Source organism: Pseudomonas sp. RGM2987 (assembly GCF_022952855.1).
Lineage (GTDB): Bacteria > Pseudomonadota > Gammaproteobacteria > Pseudomonadales > Pseudomonadaceae > Aquipseudomonas.
Genome location: NZ_JALJDX010000183.1, coordinates 16488 through 37929 on the forward strand (window position 1 = coordinate 16488; position 21442 = coordinate 37929).

18 protein-coding genes and 4 tRNA genes are annotated in these 21442 nt (G+C 61.3%); 5 read left to right on the forward strand and 17 right to left on the reverse strand.

What is annotated here, in order from left to right:
* Nucleotides 1-122: 122 nt before the first annotated feature.
* The 8 genes from RGM2987_RS11420 to rluD form a co-directional block, all read right to left on the reverse strand.
* The gene (locus tag RGM2987_RS11420; RefSeq protein ID WP_245140950.1) at nt 123-1748 is read right to left on the reverse strand and encodes a methyl-accepting chemotaxis protein; all 1626 of its coding nucleotides are present in this window, start codon (nt 1746-1748) and stop codon (nt 123-125) included.
* Between the two features lie 146 nt (nt 1749-1894).
* A tRNA-Pro gene (locus RGM2987_RS11425) sits at nt 1895-1971 on the reverse strand.
* A gap of 94 nt (nt 1972-2065) precedes the next feature.
* Nucleotides 2066-2141, reverse strand: a tRNA-Lys gene (locus RGM2987_RS11430).
* 5 nt (nt 2142-2146) lie between these two features.
* Nucleotides 2147-2223: transfer RNA gene (locus tag RGM2987_RS11435), tRNA-Pro, on the reverse strand.
* Nucleotides 2224-2230: 7 nt separating this feature from the next.
* A tRNA-Asn gene (locus RGM2987_RS11440) sits at nt 2231-2306 on the reverse strand.
* Between the two features lie 424 nt (nt 2307-2730).
* Nucleotides 2731-5295 carry an ATP-dependent chaperone ClpB gene (gene clpB, locus RGM2987_RS11445; protein WP_245140952.1) on the reverse strand — a complete coding sequence of 855 codons (2565 nt, stop codon included), beginning with the start codon at nt 5293-5295 and terminating at the stop codon, nt 2731-2733.
* 131 nt (nt 5296-5426) lie between these two features.
* A complete protein-coding gene (gene pgeF, locus RGM2987_RS11450; RefSeq protein WP_245140954.1) occupies nt 5427-6152 on the reverse strand; it encodes a peptidoglycan editing factor PgeF in 726 nt (241 codons plus the stop codon).
* Entirely contained in the window at nt 6149-7111 is a 963-nt protein-coding gene (gene rluD, locus RGM2987_RS11455) for a 23S rRNA pseudouridine(1911/1915/1917) synthase RluD (protein WP_245140956.1), read from the reverse strand. The genes pgeF and rluD overlap by 4 nt, the downstream gene beginning before the upstream one ends.
* A 151-nt stretch (nt 7112-7262) precedes the next feature.
* Here rluD and RGM2987_RS11460 point away from each other — a divergent pair, with 151 nt between their 5' ends.
* From RGM2987_RS11460 to RGM2987_RS11475, 4 genes are all read left to right on the forward strand, one after another.
* Complete coding sequence (locus RGM2987_RS11460; protein ID WP_092204245.1) at nt 7263-8279, forward strand: outer membrane protein assembly factor BamD; 1017 nt, start codon at nt 7263-7265, stop codon at nt 8277-8279.
* Between the two features lie 125 nt (nt 8280-8404).
* The gene (locus RGM2987_RS11465) at nt 8405-8638 is read left to right on the forward strand and encodes a PP0621 family protein (RefSeq protein ID WP_245140959.1); all 234 of its coding nucleotides are present in this window, start codon (nt 8405-8407) and stop codon (nt 8636-8638) included.
* Entirely contained in the window at nt 8628-10217 is a 1590-nt protein-coding gene (locus RGM2987_RS11470) for an ATP-binding protein (protein WP_245140961.1), read from the forward strand. The genes RGM2987_RS11465 and RGM2987_RS11470 overlap by 11 nt, the downstream gene beginning before the upstream one ends.
* Nucleotides 10214-11557: a sigma-54 dependent transcriptional regulator gene (locus RGM2987_RS11475; RefSeq protein WP_245140963.1), complete on the forward strand. Its 1344-nt coding sequence runs from the start codon at nt 10214-10216 to the stop codon at nt 11555-11557. The genes RGM2987_RS11470 and RGM2987_RS11475 overlap by 4 nt, the downstream gene beginning before the upstream one ends.
* Before the next feature lie 195 nt (nt 11558-11752).
* On the opposite strand, the gene RGM2987_RS11480 is transcribed toward RGM2987_RS11475, so the two are convergent.
* From RGM2987_RS11480 to RGM2987_RS11515, 8 genes are all read right to left on the reverse strand, one after another.
* Nucleotides 11753-12085 (reverse strand): DUF6124 family protein, encoded by a 333-nt coding sequence (locus RGM2987_RS11480; protein WP_245140965.1) that lies wholly within the window; start codon nt 12083-12085, stop codon nt 11753-11755.
* A 720-nt stretch (nt 12086-12805) separates the two neighbouring features.
* Nucleotides 12806-13906: a glycine oxidase ThiO gene (gene thiO / locus RGM2987_RS11485; RefSeq protein WP_245140967.1), complete on the reverse strand. Its 1101-nt coding sequence runs from the start codon at nt 13904-13906 to the stop codon at nt 12806-12808.
* 56 nt (nt 13907-13962) lie between these two features.
* Entirely contained in the window at nt 13963-14367 is a 405-nt protein-coding gene (locus tag RGM2987_RS11490) for a type IV pilin protein (protein WP_245140970.1), read from the reverse strand.
* An 8-nt stretch (nt 14368-14375) separates the two neighbouring features.
* A complete protein-coding gene (locus tag RGM2987_RS11495) occupies nt 14376-17495 on the reverse strand; it encodes a PilC/PilY family type IV pilus protein (RefSeq protein ID WP_245140972.1) in 3120 nt (1039 codons plus the stop codon).
* Nucleotides 17482-17961: a PilX N-terminal domain-containing pilus assembly protein gene (locus RGM2987_RS11500; RefSeq protein WP_245140974.1), complete on the reverse strand. Its 480-nt coding sequence runs from the start codon at nt 17959-17961 to the stop codon at nt 17482-17484. The genes RGM2987_RS11495 and RGM2987_RS11500 overlap by 14 nt, the downstream gene beginning before the upstream one ends.
* Nucleotides 17962-17971: 10 nt before the next feature.
* Nucleotides 17972-18697 carry a prepilin-type N-terminal cleavage/methylation domain-containing protein gene (locus RGM2987_RS11505; RefSeq protein WP_245140976.1) on the reverse strand — a complete coding sequence of 242 codons (726 nt, stop codon included), beginning with the start codon at nt 18695-18697 and terminating at the stop codon, nt 17972-17974.
* Nucleotides 18694-19158 (reverse strand): type IV pilus modification protein PilV, encoded by a 465-nt coding sequence (gene pilV / locus RGM2987_RS11510; RefSeq protein ID WP_245140979.1) that lies wholly within the window; start codon nt 19156-19158, stop codon nt 18694-18696. Before pilV ends, RGM2987_RS11505 begins: the two co-directional genes overlap by 4 nt.
* Nucleotides 19155-19628, reverse strand: coding sequence for a GspH/FimT family pseudopilin (locus RGM2987_RS11515; RefSeq protein WP_245140981.1), 474 nt, complete (start codon nt 19626-19628; stop codon nt 19155-19157). Before RGM2987_RS11515 ends, pilV begins: the two co-directional genes overlap by 4 nt.
* A gap of 214 nt (nt 19629-19842) precedes the next feature.
* On the opposite strand from RGM2987_RS11515, the gene RGM2987_RS11520 reads away from it, so the two are divergent.
* Nucleotides 19843-20358, forward strand: coding sequence for a GspH/FimT family protein (locus tag RGM2987_RS11520; protein ID WP_245140983.1), 516 nt, complete (start codon nt 19843-19845; stop codon nt 20356-20358).
* On the opposite strand, the gene ispH is transcribed toward RGM2987_RS11520, so the two are convergent.
* Entirely contained in the window at nt 20335-21282 is a 948-nt protein-coding gene (ispH, locus tag RGM2987_RS11525; protein ID WP_245140985.1) for a 4-hydroxy-3-methylbut-2-enyl diphosphate reductase, read from the reverse strand. The genes RGM2987_RS11520 and ispH overlap by 24 nt on opposite strands.
* Nucleotides 21283-21442 lie beyond the last annotated feature (160 nt).

The following is a 21442-nucleotide window of genomic DNA, read 5'->3' on the forward strand; positions in this document are numbered from 1 at the left end:
TCCCACAGGGGATCGAGTACTTCAAGGGTACGCGATCAACTGTGGGAGCGGGCTTGCTCGCGAAGACGGCTGTGCAGTCAAAAGTTATCGAAAAGACAAAACTCGATCTGCGTCGCCATCAATCACACCTGAAACCGCTGCACCATGGTGCGCAACGAATTCGCCAGTTGCGACAGTTCATGGCTGGACGCACTGGTCTGGTCCGCCCCTGTGGCCGAACGCACGGACAGATCGCGGATGTTCACCAGATTGCGATCAACCTCGCGGGCCACTTGTGCCTGTTCTTCGGCCGCGCTGGCGATCACCAGGTTGCGCTCGTGGATTTCACTGACCGACGCGGTGATGGTCTGCAATGCCTCTCCTGCCCGCTCCGCCATCGCCAGGGTGCTGGCGGCGCGCGTAGAGCTGGCCTGCATCGAGTCCAGGGCCTGGGTGGCGCCGCTGCGCATACCCTGGACCATCTGCTCGATTTCCTGGGTCGATTGCTGCGTGCGATAAGCCAGCGCTCGCACTTCATCAGCCACCACCGCAAACCCGCGACCGCTTTCGCCGGCCCGGGCCGCTTCAATGGCGGCGTTGAGTGCCAGCAGGTTGGTTTGTTCGGCAATGGCCCGGATCACGTCCAATACCTTGCCGATATCCTGTGACTGGTTCGCCAGGGATTGCACCAGGCCACCGGTCACTTTTACATCGCTGGCGAGGGCGTCAATCGCATCAACCGTGTCGCTGACCCGCTGTTGCCCAAGGGACGCCGATTCGCTGGACTGACGCGTGGCATCGGAGGTGGAGACCGCGTTGCGCGCCACTTCTTCCACGGCCGTGGTCATTTCGGTGACGGCCGTGGCAGCCTGTTCAATTTCGTTGTTCTGCTGTTGCAGGCTCTGGGTGCTACCGAGAGTGACCGCGTTCAGCTCATCGGCTGCCGTTGCCAGCTGCGCCGCCGAACCGCTGATACTCTGCAACGTATCGCGCAGGTTTTGCTGCATGGTTGCCAGGGCCTTGAGCAAGCGGCTCACTTCATCGTTGCCATGGGTTTCGATCGGCCGGGTCAGGTCACCTTTAGCCACACTTTCTGCGGCGCTCAGCGCCTCACCCAGGGGCTTGACGATGCTGCGGGTCAACAGCATCGCCAGGGCTACCGTCGCCAGGGCGGCCAGCACAATGAACAGGCTGACGATCATGCGGGAATTGGCGTAGTGTTCCTGGGACTTCTGGCTCTCGATGGACACCTGCTTGGAGAACAGCTCTGCCAGATCGTTGAGCTGCTTGCCGGAACCGTCCACCACGGTCTTCATGTCCACCAACAGCAGCTTGATCAGCTCGTCGCGACGCCCCTGCTCCGCAAGGATGAAGGATTGCGCGATACCCGCGCGGTAGGCGGCAAAATTCTGCTTGAACTGATCGTAGAGCGCTTTGCCTTCAGGGGTCACGACGAGTTTTTCGTAGTTGGCGATTTTTTCGCTCAGTTCCTTGTCGCGGACGTCCATTTGCCCACGATAGACCGAGGTGTTCTTCGGATCCTGGTCCAGGGCCATGCGCAGGGAGATGGTGCGAATGCGCAGCATCCATTCGCGAATCTCGTCACCGCCACGAATGCTCGGCAGCCACTGGGTTTCCACCGCCACCTCGCTGTCACGGATGCTCGACATCTGCCCCAGTGCAAACACCCCGAGCAATGCCACCAACAGGGCGATCAAGGCAAAACCCAACGCGGCACGGCGGGCGATATTCATCTGACGAAGAAACATAGTGGAATGCCTTTTTTTATTGTTGGCGTGAGTGGGGTCGAGTCCCTGTCGGCGGTTTATCGGCTGGTTGTATGACAACTTGAAGCCTTGCGCTTTTTCGAAAGCAAAAAAAATCCCCGTATCTTTCGATACGAGGATTTTCAATATGGTCGGGGTAAGGGGATTCGAACTCCTGACATCCTGCTCCCAAAGCAGGCGCGCTACCGGACTGCGCTATACCCCGGTAATAAAAAGGCGACCTTTTCAAGTCGCCTTCCTCGATCAGCGCTTTTGGCCTCTGATCTTAAGATTCGATTCCAGCGAACTGGTCTCAAAAATGGTGGGTCGTGTGGGATTCGAACCTACGACCAATTGGTTAAAAGCCAACTGCTCTACCAACTGAGCTAACGACCCAAATATGGTCGGGGTAAGGGGATTCGAACTCCTGACATCCTGCTCCCAAAGCAGGCGCGCTACCGGACTGCGCTATACCCCGATTGAAATGGCTCCGTGACCAGGACTCGAACCTGGGACCCAATGATTAACAGTCATTTGCTCTACCGACTGAGCTATCACGGAACTGATATTTCAAGTTGCAACATTGAAGCTTGTCGAACCTCGCTTCAACCTCTTCTACCCGTCTGCATCGCTGCGTTCGTGTGTCTGAGGCGCGCTATTCTACAATCTTCAAAACCGCTGTCAACCCCCTAAATTGCTTTCAAGACAATGATTTGCAACTTATTTTGGATTGCTTCTCAGTGAGAAGAGACCCTTGGGGTGACTGACTGCGGGGCGCACTTTACAAGCCTTTTCCTTTGAGTTCAACGGCCTGATGAAAAAATGGTGCTTGGAAGCGAGCCTCCCCATAGATCAGGAAAAGAACACCGGCCGTGGCGAGGGAGCTTGCTCCCGCTGGGTCGCGTAGCGGCCCCTCAAAAAGCGAGGAGTGCTTCGCACTCCAGCGGGAGCAAGCTCCCTCGCCACAAAAGCCCAGACAATCGCCTCAGTTGAAGACGATTTCGTCGTTCTCCACCGTGCCGGTCACCGTTTCGCCCGGCATGAAGCGACCGGACAAAATCAACTGCGCCAGCGGGTTTTCGATCCAGCGCTGGATCGCCCGCTTCAGCGGCCGTGCGCCATAGACCGGGTCGTACCCCACAGCAATCAGCTTGTCCAAGGCCTCGTCGCTCAATTGCAGCTTCAGTTCGCGCTCGGTGAGGCGGCTGCGCAGGCGACCCAGCTGGATCTCGGTGATGCCGGCGATCTGGTCGCGGGCCAACGGCTCGAAAATCACCACTTCGTCGACCCGGTTGATGAACTCTGGCCGGAAGTGGGTGGATATCGCATCCATCACCGCGGCACGCTGCGCCTCGCGGTCGCCCACCAGCTCCTGGATCTGCGCCGAGCCGAGGTTGGAGGTCATCACGATCACCGTGTTGCGGAAATCCACCGTACGCCCGTGGCTGTCGGTCAGGCGGCCATCTTCCAGCACTTGCAGCAGGATGTTGAACACATCCGGGTGCGCCTTTTCGACCTCGTCGAGCAGGATCACCGAATACGGCTTGCGCCGCACGGCCTCGGTCAGGTACCCGCCCTCTTCATAGCCGACGTAACCCGGTGGCGCACCGATCAGCCGCGCCACGGAGTGTTTCTCCATGAACTCGGACATGTCGATGCGCACCATGGCCTCTTCGGTATCAAAGAGGAATTCGGCCAGCGCCTTGCACAGCTCGGTTTTACCGACACCGGTCGGGCCGAGGAACATGAACGAGCCGCTCGGACGGTTCGGGTCCGACAACCCGGCACGGGAGCGGCGCACGGCGTTGGCGACGGCCACCACCGCTTCTTCCTGGCCGATCACACGCTGGTGCAGCAGGCTCTCCATCTTAAGCAGCTTGTCGCGCTCGCCTTCGAGCATCTTCGACACCGGGATCCCGGTCCATTTGGAGACCACTTCGGCGATCTCTTCTTCGGTGACCTTGCTGCGCAGCAACTGGTTTTCGCTCTTGCCGTGCTGGTCGACCATTTGCAGGCTGCGCTCCAGGTCCGGGATCACCCCGTACTGCAGCTCGGCCATGCGGTTGAGGTCGCCTTTGCGGCGGGCCGCTTCCAGTTCCTGGCGAGACTGTTCAATCTTCTGCTGGATCTGCGCCGAACCCTGGACTTCAGCCTTTTCCGAATTCCAGACTTCCTCGAGATCGGAATACTCTCGCTCGTGACGACCGATTTCTTCCTGCAATTTTTCCAGGCGCTTCTTCGCCGCTTCGTCGCTTTCTTTTTTCAGGGCCTGGGATTCGACCTTGAGTTGGATCAGGCGCCGCTCCAGGCGATCCAGCACTTCGGGCTTGGAGTCGATTTCCATACGGATGCGGCTGGCGGCCTCGTCGATCAGGTCGATGGCCTTGTCCGGCAACTGGCGATCAGTGATGTAGCGGTGACTCAGCTTGGCCGCCGCGATGATCGCGCCATCGGTGATCGCCACCTTGTGGTGAACTTCGTACCGCTCCTTGAGGCCGCGCAGGATGGCGATGGTGTCTTCTTCGCTCGGCTCCTCCACCAGCACTTTCTGGAAGCGCCGTTCGAGGGCTGCGTCCTTCTCTATGTACTGGCGGTACTCGTTGAGGGTGGTCGCGCCGACGCAGTGCAACTCGCCACGGGCCAGCGCCGGCTTGAGCATGTTGCCGGCGTCCATCGAGCCTTCACCTTTGCCCGCACCGACCATGGTGTGCAACTCGTCGATGAACAGAATGATCTGCCCTTCCTGCTTCGACAATTCATTGAGCAGGGCTTTGAGGCGTTCTTCGAACTCGCCACGATACTTGGCACCGGCGATCAACGCCCCCATGTCCAGGGACAGCAGGCGCTTGCCCTTGAGCCCATCAGGCACTTCACCATTGATGATGCGCTGGGCCAGGCCTTCGGCGATGGCAGTCTTGCCCACGCCCGGTTCACCGATCAGCACCGGGTTGTTCTTGGTACGACGTTGCAATACCTGGATCGTGCGGCGGATCTCGTCGTCACGGCCGATCACCGGGTCGAGCTTGCCTTCTTCGGCGCGCTTGGTCAGGTCGACGGTGTATTTGTCCAACGCCTGACGGGACTCTTCGTGGTTGGCGTCGTTAACGGCTTCGCCGCCACGCAGGTTGTTGATGGCATTTTCCAGGGCTTTCTTGCTCACGCCCTGGCCAAGCAACAACTTGCCCAGCTTGCTGTTCTCGTCCATGGCGGCGAGTAGCACCAGTTCGCTGGAAATGAACTGATCGCCCTTCTGTTGGGCCAGGCGGTCGGCCTGGTTGAGCAGCCGCGCCAGGTCCTGGGACATGTTCACGTCGCCAGTAGGGTTCTGGATCTTGGGCAAATGGTCGAGTTCTTTCGCCAGCTCTTTGCGCAGGCTGTTGACGTCAAAGCCCACCTGCATCAGCAGTGGCTTGATGGAACCGCCCTGCTGTTCGAGCATGGCCTGCATCAGGTGCGCCGGTTCGATACCGGGATGGTCCAGCCCGACGGCCAGGGACTGGGCATCGGACAGGGCCAACTGTAATTTGCTGGTTAAACGGTCAATACGCATAGGGTCACCTTCCTTTTGGGCAGGCCGGACCTGAAAACCGTCCTGAATGAAGAAACCTGCCAGATACCGTTATAGATGTGGTCGATTCTGGAAGTTTCAAGCGGCGCACTATTGATGCAGATCAGGAGAGTCTAGCGTTCGATCCAGACCAGGGAGGCAAAGCGACCGGTGCGCGGATTGCGCCGGTAGGAAAAGAAACGCGGATCGGACACGGTGCACAAACCGCCACCATAGACCGCCGTGACGCCGCGTGCCGCCAGGCGCAGGCGCGCCAGGGCGTAGATGTCGGCGAGGAATTTTCCGGCGTTGTGGCTGAGCACGAAGGCCTTTGCTGCCTCGGGCTGAACGGCCATGAACGCTTCACGCACCTCGGCACCGACTTCAAAGGCCTGCGGGCCGATGGCCGGGCCGAGCCAGGCGAGAATTTCGTCGGCGGGCACCTGAAGGCTATCGAGGGTGGCTTCCAGGACCCCATTCACCAGCCCGCGCCAACCGGCATGGGCGGCCGCGACGCGGGTGCCGGCACGGTTGCAGAACAGCACGGGCAAGCAGTCCGCAGTCATCGACGTGCAGGCGATACCCGGCGTGGCGGTCCAACTGGCATCGGCGCTCATGACCCGTGTCGGATCGGCCTCGACCACCTCGATCCCGTGGACCTGTTGCAGCCAGGCCGGACGCATGACGAATCGGTCGGTAAGACGGCGACGGTTTTCGGCAACGGCCAGTGGATCGTCATCCACATGGTTGCCAAGGTTGAGACTGTCGAACGGCGCCAGGCTGACGCCGCCCGCACGGGTGGTGACGCAGGCCTTGACCCGAGCCGGCGCGGGCCAGTCGGGTATCAGCCAGTCACTCATCCGATGAACGCCTCGCGATCCTGCTTGAGCAGCGTCAGCAGCCAGACGAAGTCATCCGGTAACGGCGACTCCCAGCTCATGCGCTTACCGCTGGTCGGATGATCCAGTTCCAGGAATCGTGCGTGCAACGCCTGGCGAGGGAAGTTTTTCAACGATTCGACCATCGTCACGCTGGCGGCCGGCGGAATGCGGAAACGACCACCGTAGGCCGGATCGCCCACCAACGGGAAGTTGATGTGGGCCATGTGCACGCGGATCTGGTGGGTACGGCCGGTCTCCAGCTTGACCCGCACGTGGGTGTGAGAGCGGAAGCGCTCAAGCACGCGGTAATGGCTGACCGCCGGCTTGCCGCCTTCCATCACGGCCATGCGCTGGCGTTGCTGGCCATGACGACCGATCGGCGCGTTGATCTTGCCGCCGGCGGTGACCACGCCGATCACGATGCACTCGTAGATACGGCTGACGCTGCGGCTTTGAAGCTGGGCAACCAGCTGTGTCTGCGCCTGGATGGTCTTGGCCACCACCATCAGGCCCGTGGTGTCCTTGTCCAGGCGATGGACGATGCCGGCACGCGGGACGTTAATAATGTCCGGCACGTGGTGCAGCAAGGCGTTGAGCAGGGTGCCATCGGCATGGCCGGCGGCCGGGTGGACCACCAGGCCCGCCGGTTTGTTGATCACCAGGATGTCGTCGTCTTCATAGACGATGTCCAGGGCGATGTCCTGGGCGACCCATTCACCTTGGGCCTCCTGCTCGGCGGTCAGCTCGAGGATGGCGCCGCCGTGGACGATGTCGCGCGGGCGCACGACCGCCCCATCCACCGTCAGGCGACCGTCCTTGATCCAGGCGGAAAGGCGCGAGCGCGAGTGCTCGTCGAAGAGTTGGGCGGCGACTTGATCGAGGCGTTGGCCGCCCAATTCGGACGGCACCTCTGCGCGAAGTTCTATTTTATCGGACATGCTCGGACTGGGCGTCGGCACAGCCTTTGGTTTCGGCTGCGCGCTTGTGGTTAAATACGGCGTCTTTTGCCCCGAGGCTTTTCAACGGGGCGCTCATCATAACAGGACGGCCCCGCCCAAGACAGCGGCCGTCATAGGGACGCAAGCCGCCATGCAAGTGAAACACCTGCTGCTGATCGCCATCCTCGCATTGACCGCTGCTTGCTCATCGAAGGAAGTCGTAGACGAAAACCTGAGCGAAGTCGAACTGTACCAACAGGCTCAGAACGACCTGGACAACAACAGCTACACCAGCGCCACAGCCAAGCTCAAGGCCCTGGAGTCGCGTTATCCGTTCGGTCGCTACGCCGATCAGGCTCAACTGGAGCTGATCTACGCCAACTACAAGAACGCCGAGCCGGAAGCTGCAAAATCCGCCGCCGAGCGTTTCATTCGTCTACATCCGCAGCACCCGAACGTCGATTACGCTTACTACCTCAAGGGCCTGACCTCCTTTGACCAGGACGTCGGCCTGCTGGCGCGCTTCCTGCCGCTGGACATGACCAAGCGTGACCCGGGCGCCGCGCGCGACTCCTACAATGAGTTCGCCCAGCTGACCAGCCGCTTCCCCAACAGCCGCTATTCGCCGGACGCCAAGCAGCGCATGATCTACCTGCGCAACCTGCTGGCCTCCTACGAAATCCACGTGGCCGACTACTACCTGACCCGTCAGGCCTACGTCGCTGCCGCCAACCGTGGCCGCTACGTGGTGGAAAACTTCCAGGAAACCCCTTCGGTGGGCGACGGCCTGGCGGTAATGACCGAAGCCTACCAGCGCCTGCACCTGGACGACCTGGCGGCTACCAGCCTGGAAACCCTGAAGCTGAACTACCCGGATCACCCCTCCCTGGTGGACGGCCAGTTCACCCCGCGGGTCGACGAAGCCGACAACCGCTCGTGGCTGAGCAAGGCGACCCTGGGCCTGATCGAATCCCGTCCACCGCTGCCGCCGGGTGAAACCCGCGCCAACCAGGACGTTCAGCGTCAGTTCCAGGACGCCAAGGAAGCCATTCCGAACGAGCTCAAGCCCAAGGATGAAAATGGCGACGTGATCGAGGAAGAAGAGCCGGAGAACGAGTCCAGCGACCGTTCCTGGTTCAGCCACCTGACCTTCGGCCTGTTTGACTGAGGCCAAGGCAGGAATGAAAAGGGAGACCGGGCGGTCTCCCTTTTTTGTGCCTGGGTTTTATTGCGCTGGGCGCCGTTCCTGTCCTTGGCTAAACTGCCGGATCATCAGCCAAAAAGCCGCCCATCATGCTTCGTTTACTGTTCTGGATCGCCCTGATTGCCGCCGCGGTATGGTTCTGGCGCAAGTACAAGGGTGCGTCTGCCTCCCCTCGCACATCGCGCGAGCGCGACGCAACGCCCATGGTCCGCTGCGCCCAATGCGGCGTACACCTGCCCCGCGACCGGGCGCTGGCCCAGGAACAACAGTGGTACTGCAGCCAGGCTCACCTTGAGCAAGGCCCGGGTCCTCGTGACCGCTGAGGCTTCAAGCCCGCGCCTCAAGCAGGCGCAGCGCCTGCTGCGTCTCTATCACCTGTACCGCCTGAGCATCGGCATCACCCTGGTGCTGCTGATCTCCAGCAACATGGACAACCGTCTGCTGGAGTTCGCCAACGACGACCTGCTGCGCAGCGGCAGCTGGTTGTACCTGGTGCTGAATATCCTGCTGGTGGTGTTCCTCGAAAACACCCGCCGCCCTGCCCGCCTGTTCAGCCTGACGCTTGCCGATGTGCTGCTGCTCTCGTGGCTGTTCTTCGTCGCGGGCGGCGCCCCCAGCGCCATCGGCAACCTGCTCATCGTCTCGGTCGCCATCGGCAATACGCTGCTGCGTGGCCGGATCGGCTTGCTGATCGCAGCCGTCGCGACGCTCGGCATTGTCGGCTCCAGCTTCTTGCTGGGCTTGAGCGACTCGAACCGTCCCAGCAGCTACCTACAGGCCGGGACCCTGGGCGCACTGTGCTTCGCCGCTGCATTGTTGGTGCAAGGTCTGAATCGACGCCTGGAAGCCAGCGAAACCCTGGCCGAGCAACGGGCCAGCGAAGTAATCGGCCTGGAAGCACTCAACGCCTTGATCCTGCAGCGCATGCGCACCGGCATCCTGGTCCTCGACCGTCAGCGCCGGGTGCAGTTGGCCAACGAGAGCGCGCTGCACCTATTGGGCATGCATGACCTGGTCGGCAAACAGATCGACGACTACTCCAGCGCCCTGGTCGAGCGCCTGCAACTGTGGCTGAACAACCCCAGCCTGCGCCCACCCAGCCTGACCATCAGCGGCACCGGCCTGACCTTGCAGCCGAGCTTCATCGCTCTGGGTTACAACGATCATCGGCAGATCCTGGTTTTCCTCGAAGACCAGGCCCAGGTTGCCCAGCAGGCCCAGCAACTGAAACTGGCGTCCCTGGGGCGTCTCACCGCCGGCATCGCCCATGAAATCCGCAACCCGCTGGGGGCGATCAGCCACGCAGCGCAACTGCTGCGCGAGTCCGAGGAACTGAATGACGCGGATCGGCGTCTGACGCAGATTATTCAAGATCACTCACAACGAATGAATCGCGTCATTGAAAATGTCCTGCAACTGTCCCGCCGCCAGACTTCCACGCCCCAGCGCCTGGACCTGCGCGCCTGGCTCGAGCAATTCGTGCGCCAGACCCGCGAACACGCAGGCGACCACCAGCAATTGCACCTGAGCGTAGACCCGGGCGACTACGTCACGCTGATGGACCCCGAGCAACTGACCCAAGTACTCGACAACCTGCTGCGCAACGCCTGGCGCCACAGCGCCATGCTCCATGAACCAGCCGAGGCCTGGCTGAAACTGTTCATCGATCCCCATAGCCAGCTATCCACACTGGACATCATCGACAACGGCCCCGGCGTAACACCGGAGCAGCAGGCGCATCTGTTCGAACCCTTCTTCACCACCAGCAGCCAGGGCACCGGCCTTGGGCTCTATCTGTCCCGTGAGCTGTGCGAAAGCAACCAGGCCCGCCTAGACTTCAAACCACGCCAAGGCGGCGGTTGCTTTCGCATCACCTTTGCTCACGGACGGAAACAGATTTGAATACACGCTCACGGCAACGAATCCTGATCGTCGATGACGAACCGGACATCCGCGAACTCCTGGATATCACCCTGGGAAGGATGAAACTCGACACCCGCAGCGCCAAGAACCTCGCCGAAGCCCAAGGCCTGCTGGCAGACGAGGCCTTCGACCTGTGCCTGACCGACATGCGCCTGCCCGACGGCACCGGCCTGGAACTGGTGCAACACATCCAGCAACGCTACCCGCAATTGCCGGTGGCGATGATCACCGCCTACGGCAGCCTGGAAACCGCCATCGACGCCCTCAAGGCCGGCGCTTTCGACTTCCTGACCAAACCGGTCGACCTCACTCGCCTGCGCGGACTGGTCAGCAGCGCCTTGCGCCTGCCGCCGGTGGCGACACCGACCATAACCATCGAACGTTGCCTGCTGGGCGACTCACCGCCGATGCGCAACGTGCGCAAACAGATCGAAAAACTCGCGCGCAGCCAGGCACCGGTGTACATCAGCGGAGAGTCAGGTTGTGGCAAGGAACTGGTCGCCCGCTTGATCCATGACCAAGGGCCTCGGGCGAGCCAGGCATTCGTGCCGGTCAACTGTGGGGCGATTCCCACGGAGCTGGTGGAAAGCGAATTTTTCGGCCATCGAAAAGGCAGCTTCAGCGGCGCCATCGAAGACAAACCCGGGTTATTCCAGGCTGCCCATGGCGGAACCCTGTTCCTCGACGAAGTAGCCGACCTGCCCTTGGCGATGCAAGTGAAGCTGCTGCGAGCGATCCAGGAAAAGGCCGTGCGCGCCGTCGGCGGCCAGCAGGAAGAGGTGGTGGACGTGCGCATCCTCTGCGCCACCCACAAAGAACTTGACGCCGAAGTCGCCGCCGGGCGCTTTCGCCAGGACTTGTACTACCGACTGAACGTGATCGAACTGCGCGTTCCGCCGCTGCGTGAACGCCGCGAAGACATCGAATTGTTGGCCAACCACATGCTCCAGCGCCTGGCGACCACCACTGGCAGCCCGGCGGTCAAGCTGCATCCCAAAGCCCTCGAAGCCCTGCTGAGCTACCGTTTCCCGGGCAACGTGCGCGAACTGGAGAACATGCTCGAACGGGCTTACACGCTGTGCGAACACCAACAGATCGAAGCCGATGACCTGCGCCTGGCCGAAGGCAGCAATGCTGACCCGGGCAACCCCGAGCTGATGCGGGTCGACAACCTGGAAGACTACCTGGAAAACGTCGAACGCAAACTCATCCTCCAGGCCCTGGAAGAAACCCGCTGGAACCGCACGGCAGCGGCGCAACGCTTGAAACTGTCGTTTCGGTCGATGCGGTATCGGTTGAAGAAGTTGGGGTTGGATTAGCGCAGCCCCAAGGCGACAGTGCCCGCCGTGGCGAGGGAGCTTGCTCCCGCCGGGCTGCGAAGCAGACCCGAACCCGACACCTCGGAGTGCCAGATGGATCTGCGTCGCTGCTTATTGGGGCTGCTGCGCAGCCCAGCGGGAGCAAGCTCCCTCGCCACAAGTTGGTGTTTGGCTTGGAAACTCGAGCGGTGTGCTCTAGCCTTCAGTCACCGGTACTCGCTCATCCAGCACTCGATTAGCCAGCAATTCGCTCAGTTCAATCAATTGTTGTACGGCCAAGGCGATATGTCGTCGCGAGCCATCCAGATCAAAGGCCAGGTCGCCGATTATTGCGTTGGCAGAGGCCAGGGTTTCGCTGAGGTTGGCGAGAAGGCATTCGGCATCGATACCCTCGGCGACAGCGAACAGCTGGTTGGAAGTTGGTTTTTTCTTGGCTTCGGGTTTAGGGGCCAGGTAGTAGTCGAGGGCGCGTTTGGCGGCTTCATCGAGCTTATTGGTTTCTGAGGGTAACGAAGAGTTGTCACACATTGTGGTACTCCAAGAATGGATTACCAAGTTATAAGCAGACCGCGACGCCCGGACGCTGAATTGGCAGCGACAGGAAAAGGTTAGCCACAACCCTTCCCACCCGACAACCGACAGGACTCGTCGGAAAATTCGGCTCTAAAGAGGGCCTTGTCCGACCATTCCCACAAAGCTTGGTTAGCTGTCAGACCGCCATCGCGAGCAGGCTCGCTCCCACAATTGGATCGGAGTACAGCCGAGGAAATAGGTCAGCCGTAAGGCCGCCTTCGCGGGCAAGCCCGCTCCCACAGTTGGAACAGCGTAGGACCGGGAGAGACAGGTCGGCCGTTAGGCCGCCTCGCTTTTGCTTTTGCTTTTGCTTTTGATCTGGGCGCCCCGTTAACCACAAGGGCCGAACGCAGGCATTGCGTAGTGGGCATCCCGGCATGGATGCCGGGATAGCCGCGCTGGGTCATGGATGACCCTTCGCGGCGGGCCCACGGAGCAATGCCGGAGTGAGGGAACACCGAGCCTTGGCGAGGTGCCCAGTGGTGGGGCAAAGCGCTTTTGGTTACTTTTGGCGCTCTTCCAAAAGTGACCCGCTGTAAGAGCGGAACCCTAAGTGGCCGTTACCGCAGCAATGGATATGTACACAAAAATCCCGGCCGACTGCCAGGCCATCTTCGCGAGCAAGCTTTGCTCCCACAAGGCGCTCCCACAGAGTGAACGACCACCCGCCTGATCCTACAACCGCCCCGCCGGCGCATAAGGCGCAGGATCAATCACTGGCTCACGCCCCAACATCACATCGACAAACAACTGACACGACGCCGGCGCCAACACCAACCCATTGCGATAATGCCCGCAATTCAACCACAAGCCCGCAACCCCCGGCACTTCGCCAATGTAGGGAATACCCTCCGGCGATCCGGGTCGCAATCCGGCCCAATGCCCGACCACCTCAGCCTCCGCCAGCGCCGGGATCAGCTGTTGCGCCGAAGCTTTCAGGCTCTCCAGCGCAACATCGGTCGGCGTCTTGTCGAAACCTTCACGCTCCAGGGTGCTCCCCACCAGAATGTGCCCGTCGCGACGAGGAATCGCATAGCGTCCCTTGGCCAGGACCATGCTCGACAGGAAATCCGACGCGCACTTGTACAGAATCATCTGCCCCTTGACCGGCTCGACCGGCAACTTCAGCCCCAGGGTCTTGAGCAACTCACCGCTCCAGGCGCCAGCAGCCAGCACCACCTGATCGCCGCGAATCGGCCCGGTCGAACTGTCCACCCCAACCACACGGCCGGCGTCGCGAATGAAGCCGCTGACCTCACAGTGCTCATGCAGCGTGACATTGGGCAGGGCCAGCAGCGCCGCCTTGAGGGATTTCACCAGCCGAGGATTGCGCACATTGGCGACATCGGCCATGTAAATCGCCCGGGAAAACCCCGCGCCCAGCACCGGCACCGCATCATGGACCGCGCAGATATCCACAGCCCGCAACGGGCGCCCTTCCCGTTCGGCCCACGCCAGCGCATCGTCCTGATCGTCCAGATCCAACCAATACAGTCCGGTGACATGCACTTGCGGGTCGATCCCGGTGGCCGCGAACAGGCGCTGCCCCAACTGTGGATAAAAATCCTGCGACCAGTGGGCCAGCGCCGTGACTGCAGGGCTGTAGCGCCAAGGGTACAACGGCGACACGATACCGCCGCCGGCCCAGGACGATTCCTGGCCGACACTGGAACGATCCAGCAGCACCACCCGTTGCCCTTCCGACGCCAGATTGAACGCCGTCAGCAGGCCGATGACTCCGCCGCCGACAATCACCACTTGCTGTTGCCTGGTCATGTATTGATTCGACTCATAAGACAGAGGGCGCAAGGCAGCGCCCGAATAAAGAAAACTCAGCGACCCCAGCAATCCTTGGCGGTCAGCCCCGCAGCGGCGTTGATCATGCTGCGTGCGCCCGTGTTGTTGATGGTGAAATCACCGCACTTGTCCGTGGCCATGGACGAGCCGGTCTTGCGCACGGCGGTCAGGGTGAAGCTCTGGTCCGCCAGCGTCCGGTTAATGGTATAGAAATCGTTACCGTTGCTCAGGCCAGTCACCGCGTTGGTGTAGGAGTTGTTCTTTGAGTAGTAACGCTCGAGGATCTGCGCCTGCTCCGACAACAGCCCGGCGATTTCGGTGCGTCGGCCTTTCTTCATGTATTCGGTCAGGCTTGGATAGCCGACGGTGACCAGGATACCGATGATCGCGATCACGACTATGATTTCGATCAAGGTGAATCCCCGGTTGGATCTGCGCATACCTTACCTCACTGTATTTGCCGCCACATGATGCGGCGGCTGCCACCGACTGTTTTCCCCAGCAGGTCGGTGATGCCGCCACTGGAGTCGTTCACGATCATGTTGGTGGCCCCGTTGGCATTGACGACCGCACTCAAGGTCGGGATACCGCCACTGAACACCACCCCCGCCGAGATCGTGTCGAGGCTGTTGAGCGTGCCGTCACCGTTGGTGTCGAGCACCGCGTAATTGAGCATCTTACCGTTGAACGCATCCACTTCGATCAGTTTGCCGGTGCCGAAGGCAGCACAAGGATCGGTGGTGTCCACCGCGGCGGTGGTAAAGACCACGCGCCCGAGCACCAGATTGGCCGGATTGATCACCCGCTCGCCAGTCAATACATTGTTGTAGACCAGAGGCAGGTACCAGCCCTTCTTGGCAGGGTACGTCACGTCAGTCTGGCTGGTGGTCACGAACTGCCCGGTGCTGCCGGAAAACACGCCGGTGATCGACTGGGCCTGCAAGCTCGACACGGTGATCTGCCCTGCACCGCCCGTGGCGTCCCAGATCGAGTAGAACGCCTGCAGATCCTTGTTGAGCTTGTCCGTCGCCTCGTTGAATTTACCGGTGCCGAAAAACACCTGGGTGCCGCCCTGGGGGTTGTCCGCCAGCAGCGGCTGCACGGTGATCGGCTGGGTCGCGCCGCCAGGTGCGGTGAACAATGGCTGGCCGGCAAACGCCAGGCCCCAGGCGGTCGGGGAAGTGCCGCTGAGATCGAACTTCCACATACGTCCTTTCAAATCGCCACCGTACGCGGCTTGCACCACGTTCTGCGAGTTGACCCGAAGCTTGACCGAGGACAGGCCGTTATCGGTCTCACTGCTGTTGACGACGATCTTGCGGATCAACGAACCGTCACGGATATCCACCACGTACAACGCCGCCACACCGCTGTTGCTGCCGTAGCCGTTGGCAATGAACGCCGCCCAGCGCCCGTCCGCCAGCCGTGCGACTTCCGGACGGGCGTAGGCATAGCCCAGATCATTGAAGGCGTTGGTGGTACTGGCAACGGCCGGTGCGCTGATTTCCCACAATGCGCGAAGCACATTGCCTGCCGCCGCATCGAACAACTGCACCGCATAGAACGTTTTTCCCCCGGCCCCTGTCCCGCCCAGGGCCAGGGTCTTCCAGACGCTGCCCGCTTGTGCATCGAATACCCCGACCTGGCCGTCCACCAGGAACTGGTGGCCCACGCCATTGATGTAGGTGGGCTCGGCGATACTTTCCAGCGAAGGCAGTACGCTCGATGGCATATAGGCGTAACGCCGAGTGCCGTTAGTGCTGTTGATGACACTGAAGAAACCGTCGTTGGCGTTCACCACCAGACTGGCGCTCATGTTCGTCGCCTTGGTCGCCAGATAGGTGCTGTAGCTGGTGTCGTTCAGCAAATCCGAGGCGGTCTGGTCATTGGGCGATGCCAGCACCAGCGGCGAATTGATGATGTCCCCCAACAACACGCTGCGCACCTTCAGGCCGGTCTTGTTGACGCCCTTGCTCCATTCCACCAGATCATTGCCGGTAATCCCCGTGGGCAGGTTCTGGTTGAGAATGGCCTGCTGGGCGGTCGAGAAGTTGCCATAGGCCAAGGCCACCGGCGTGTTGGTCACGGTGTTCCAGGATTGGTAAGTCGGTGCGGTTGCGCTGGGCACGATGGCGGTGTCGGTGGTCCATTGCACCGCCGCGGTGTTGACAGTGCCCGCAGCGGTGAAGCCGAATGCGCGGATGGTCCCGCGCCAGTCCTTGGGGTCGTAGGTGGTCTGGTAGAAATTCGAGTTGCTGGATAACGAAGCGCCGTTGGTGGCGCCACCGCCCCCCGACCCGGCCTTGGAGGTAATGTCGCTCAAGGCCGACGACAAGGCCGAACTCAAGCCCTCGCTGTCGGTGGCCTGGTAGTACCGGCCGGCGCCGTAGCGGGCGGCATCGGACAACATCTGGTTGGTGGCAGTGAAACCCACCGTGTAAGTGTTGAGGTACTGACGAGGGAAATCCCCTGAGTTCCAGCTCTTGCCGGTGGCGTCGTTGCCGGTGGAGCGCATGTCGATGTCGAAGGCGAACTTGGCGATGTCGTCCAGGTAAAGCGTATCGCCCTCCCCATCGCCGTTGGGATTGTCGCCATCGTTGCTGCTGATGCCGTCCCAGTTCGGCAGGCGGGCACCGCCCGCTGGGGTGCCCTGTGGGTCGTTGGTGGGAAACGTCCGGTCATAGGTGGGCAGGCCATCGGTGATCACTACGCCGAAGTTCTTCTGGCAACGGTATTGGATCGGACTGGTGTAGGTTGCGGGCGTGCCGTTGTAGTACGGCGCAATGCCCCGGAAGTATCGGGTGACCTCGTAATAGCTTTCGGCGAGCGGGGTATTCGCTATAGCGCCCAACCCATTGATGGCGTTGATCAGCGCCGTGTAGTTGGCATTGGCCTGGGTCTGGGTCACGCTGCCGCTGACCGGCGACAGGTCGCTGACCGTCCGGGCGATATAGCCCCCCGGGCCAGAGTTGGTGCTGTTAGGCGGGTTGAACGTGGCCAGGCCTATGCGCAGGGCGCGGTTGCTGGCGACCAGGTCCGTGGACACATCCCGCGCCACGTTGATCCGGTAGTCGTTGGGGATCGTACCGGTGGTGAAGTCGCGGCTTGTGCCGTTGGCGAGCGTGATCAGGTAGGACAGGTAGTTCGCCGTATACCGAGTGTTGCCACCGCCCACCGGATCAGGCAGCCTCAGGCAAACCCGCCCGATGTTGTTTCGATAAAAACCGTACCAGTTGCCGGCAGTCGAACAACCACCGCGCAAAAGGCTCCCGAGCAAGATGTTGCCATCGTCCATATCCTCTTGGGCGATGCTGTTGCAACTGGTGCTGGACTGGCAAGTGTAGAGGGTGGGCTGCGTCACCGTCGGATCAAACCCAGAGGCCCAGATGATGTTGTTCATGCTCCCCGAGTCATCGATCAGCAGCATCACGTTTGGCGTAACCGCGCCCGCGCTCAGCAACGGCGAATCCGAAGGCGTGAAGGCATAGGCCGGCGCCGCCAGATAAAGACTGAGCAACGCGCCCACGATCATCTGCTTCCAGCCGTGGCGAGCCTCAGTATTTCGCATAAATGCTCTCCACTACGCTGCGCTGGTTATTCCCCACCACCGCCACCGCCGTGATTCGATACAGCGTCGCCGAGGTATTGCTGGGCACGTTGACCGCCGTGAGCGTGGTGCCGATGTTCTGCACCCCATAGAACCCACCAGGGACGGCAATCCAGTTGACCCCCGAGGTGGAATTGCGCCCGGCCGCCGTCAGGGACGCCGATTCGGCCGGCGGCGCGCATTGGGTCGCGGTGGTACAGACCGGCAAGGAATAGGCCTCGACCTGCACCGCACTCTCGCCCATCCTCAGCGCCGCCTCGGCAAGCTGGAAGGACTGGTTGCGCAGCATGACGCTGCTGGTCATCTTTTCCTGGAGGGTCGCGCTCTGCATCGACGACAGGCCGATCAGCGTCAACAGCAACAGAAAAACCAGGCTGACCAGCAAGGCCATGCCGCGTTGCTTGTTTCTCTGGAGCGTCGAATTCATGGCCTACCCCTCACAACAGCCGGTTGCGCAAAGCGGCAACCACGCTATAGGTCTGCTCGCGCACGGCGTTCTTCGGATCGAAGAGCGTCAAGGACAGGCGCACACTGCGGATCAGCGCGGGATCGGACGGGTTGCTGTTGTAGCTCGACGCTGCGATGTCCGTGGCGCTGCTCGCCACGCCGAACATCACGGTGAAGGACCGGACGTTATCGACCAGCACCGCCATGGTCGGGTTGGCAGGACTACCTGGGGTCTGAACGCCCATCAGCAATTGGTTATTGCTGAAACTGTAGATCAATCGCCGTATCGGGAACGCTATCTGCCCGGCCGCCGGCGCCCGCACGCCGGTGTAGGCGGTGGCCGAGGTGCGGCAATCGGAAATCACGGTCCAGGTAGGCGTCCCGCCACTGTTGCCGACATCCGCCGTCACCAGGGTCAGTTTCAGGTTGGCATTGTCCCAGCGGATCGGGGTGATCTGGCTGGCGTTGAAATCCCCCGCGGAAGAGGCGTCGGTAATACTTGCCAGGCAACCGAACATGCCGACCATGCGCAGCTCCTGGAGCATCTTGCTCAGGGCGAACCGCGCATCTTCCTGCATCACCGCGGCGGCGCCCTGGCTGACATAAGTATTCTTGGCGGCGATGAAAACCTGCACGACGCCCAGTACGACAATCAGGCTGAGCACCAGTGCGATCATCAGCTCGATCAGGCCGAAGCCCCGACTGCGCCTGTTCATGGCGTTGGCGCCGCTATCGGGTCGACGGCAGCGCGGCTGGTCAGCACAAAGCTGCGCCGCGCCTCGGCCACGTCGGTGGTGTTGGCGGCCCGCGCATCGTCCCAGGAAATGGTGATGGTGTAGACCCGCTGGTTCAAGGCAACGGTGCCGGTGGCCGTGGCACCGCCAAAGGCGATGACATTGGTCTTGAAATCGTAGAGGTCCTGGTCCCTTGCCACATTGAGGTTCGGCGACCCGGGCGGCGTGACGGTGTAGTCGGCGCCGGAGTTGGCGCGAATGCGGTCCAGCAGGTCGTAGGCGATGAAACTGGCCTGGCTGGTCATGCGCGAGCTGTCGGTGTACTTGAGCGCATTGAGCTGGATCATTGCCGCCCCCAGCAAGCCCACGCCGAGGATCAGCACTGCCACCAGCACCTCGATCAGGGTCATGCCCTCCTGCGCCTTTTTACTGCAATCGATCATCCGCAACTTCCACCCAATACGATTCTTCCATTGAGACAAACATTCAGCGTCCTGCTTTGCGCCCCCCGCACATAATTGAAGCTCACCGCAGTGGACGGCGCCGATAACCCGCCCAGGTTGTTGAAATCAATGCTGGGCACATCTGAGGTTAGCGTCAGAGTCACGCCACTGCCCATCGCTGGAACAACCCGCAATACATTGGCCGGAGTGGCCGTACTGTCATAGACCGACAATTCGCCACTCCAGACGCCGCCCAGGGTCGTGGGTCGTATGCGGATGGTGGTGCCTCGGTCGATCGCTTCCATCCGGGCAAAGTTCAGCGCCCGGCGCAGATCGCCAATCTCGGTATCGGCCTTGGTGCCCTGCATCGAGCCGGTAAACGCCGGCACTGCCAAGGTGATCAGGATCAGTAGCACACCGATTGCCACCAACACCTCGATCAGCGTGAAACCTTTTGTACGAAGATCCATCGATGCCCTCCGTTGCCGTCGGCTATACCTGCTTTTACAACGCTAGAACAAACATGTGCTTGTGGCGAGGGAGCTTGCCCCCGCTCGGGCGGCCGGCGGCTGCTCTTTTTGGGCTGCTGCGCAGCCAGCGGGAGCAAGCTCCCTCGCCACAAAAGCTTTGCGCCACAGTTGCTCGCACATCTCGCCGTTTCACGCTCTCCAGGGAGGAGACGCCATGCACCAACAGGGTTTCAGCCTGATCGAACTGCTCATGGGACTGGCAATTGCCGCGATTGTTCTGCCATGGGTGGGTTCCGGCTACAAAGCGCTCATCGAATCCATCGAACGCAAGGACGCCGCCCAACTGCTGGCCAGCGGCTTGCGCACGGCGCGAAGCGAAGCCATCACGCGCAACCGGACAGTGGCGATCAGGGGGATAGACAACGATTGGAGCCAAGGGTGGCAAATCATTCTGGACGGTGATGACCAGGCGTTGCTGACACAGCGCAGCAGCGGTGCTCGCATCATTGGCAACTGGGCGATGAAGCGTTCGGTCAGGTTCGCCGGCCATGGCCAGGCAGTATGGCCCAGCGGCGCCTTTCATTCGGGAACGCTACACGTCTGTGGCAAACACGACCCGGTCAGCCACCATCAAGTCGTGCTGGCGCCCACCGGGCGTGTCAGCCTGCGCAGCCATGAAGCCGAGCAGGCCTTGTGCGAAAAAGGCTTAAAGCAGAGAGCGGACCCGTAGTTCTTTGGGCATGGAGAAGGTGATGTTCTCCTCACGTCCGGCCAGCTCATCGGCACCGGTCGCGCCCCAGGCCTGCAATTGCTGGATGACGCCGCGCACCAGCACTTCCGGCGCGGAGGCACCGGCGGTAATGCCGATCCGCTCGACGCCATCGAACCAGCTGCGCTGCATGTCTTCGGCGCCGTCGATCAGGTAGGCCGGGGTCGACATGCGCTCGGCCAGTTCACGCAGGCGGTTGGAGTTGGAGCTGTTCGGGCTGCCGACCACCAGGACCACATCGCATTCATTGGCCAGTTGCTTGACCGCGTCCTGACGATTCTGGGTGGCGTAGCAGATGTCGTCCTTGCGCGGTCCGCCGATGGCCGGGAAGCGCGCACGCAAGGCGTCGATCACCCGGCTGGTGTCGTCCATGGACAAGGTGGTCTGGGTGACAAAAGCCAGGCTCTCGGGGTTGCGTACTTGCAGGGCCGCGACGTCTGCCTCGTCCTCGACCAGGTAGATCGCACCGCCGTTGCTGGCGTCGTACTGGCCCATGGTGCCTTCGACTTCCGGGTGGCCCTCGTGGCCGATCAGGATGCATTCACGGCCATCACGACTGTAGCGCGCCACCTCGATATGCACCTTGGTCACCAGTGGGCAGGTCGCGTCGAACACCTTCAGGCCACGCCCGGCGGCTTCGGTGCGCACGGCCTGGGAAACACCATGGGCACTGAAGATCACGATGACGTCATCCGGCACCTGGTCCAGCTCCTCGACAAAGATGGCTCCGCGGCTGCGCAGGTCTTCGACGACGAATTTGTTGTGGACCACTTCGTGACGCACATAGATCGGCGGCCCGAAGACTTCCAGGGCGCGGTTGACGATTTCGATCGCCCGGTCCACACCGGCGCAGAAGCCACGGGGGTTGGCGAGTTTGATTTGCATGCTGTGCCTCGTGTCTTGCGCGCAGAAGAGAGTGTTACTTGTCTGCCAGTCGAACAAAAGTCTCAAAGACAATGGGATTCCCATTGTGGGAGCGGGCTTGCTCGCGAAAGCGGAGTGTCAGTCAGCACAGGTATTGGATGTGCTGATGCTTTCGCGAGCA